The 448-nt window shown below is 53.3% G+C and carries 1 protein-coding gene; it reads left to right on the top strand.

Annotation, left to right across the window (positions count from 1 at the left end; genetic code table 11):
* Window positions 1-351, top strand: a 351-nt coding sequence (locus tag ACTD9P_RS29940) for a Na+/H+ antiporter NhaC family protein (protein WP_438870467.1), incomplete at its 5' end; no start/stop codon positions are given.
* Window positions 352-448 lie beyond the last annotated feature (97 nt).

Here is a 448-nt window from a genome sequence, read left to right as displayed (position 1 = left end):
GGCTTTATCGGTCACAGTCAATCATTAGGCGCGCTCCTGATGCTGGTGGTCGGTTTATTAATCACGATGGGAATCGGATCATCATTTGCAACCGTACCCGTCATTACGACCATATTTGTCCCGCTGTGCGCTCAGCTCGGATTCAGCCCGATGGCGACGATCGCCGTAATCGGAGCGGCCGCCGCGGTCGGTGATGCGGGTTCTCCTGCAAGTGACAGTACGCTCGGGCCGACGTCAGGCCTCAGCGCCGACGGACAGCACCACCACATTTGGGATACGTGCGTACCGACATTTATTTTCTATAACATTCCGCTTGTGATATTCGGCTGGATTGCCGCACTTGTTCTGTAAAAAAAGGCTCCCGGAAAGGGGAGCCTTTTTGTATGCTGAGAACATCTTACGCCGGATTTCTGCTGAACCCCGTCGCTTTATGAATAGACCTGTATAC

The organism is Pseudomonas onubensis (assembly GCF_965653655.1).
Taxonomy (GTDB): Bacteria; Pseudomonadota; Gammaproteobacteria; order Pseudomonadales; family Pseudomonadaceae; genus Aquipseudomonas.
The sequence above is the reverse complement of the archived record's forward strand: the minus strand, read 5'-3'. Positions and strand labels throughout refer to the sequence as shown.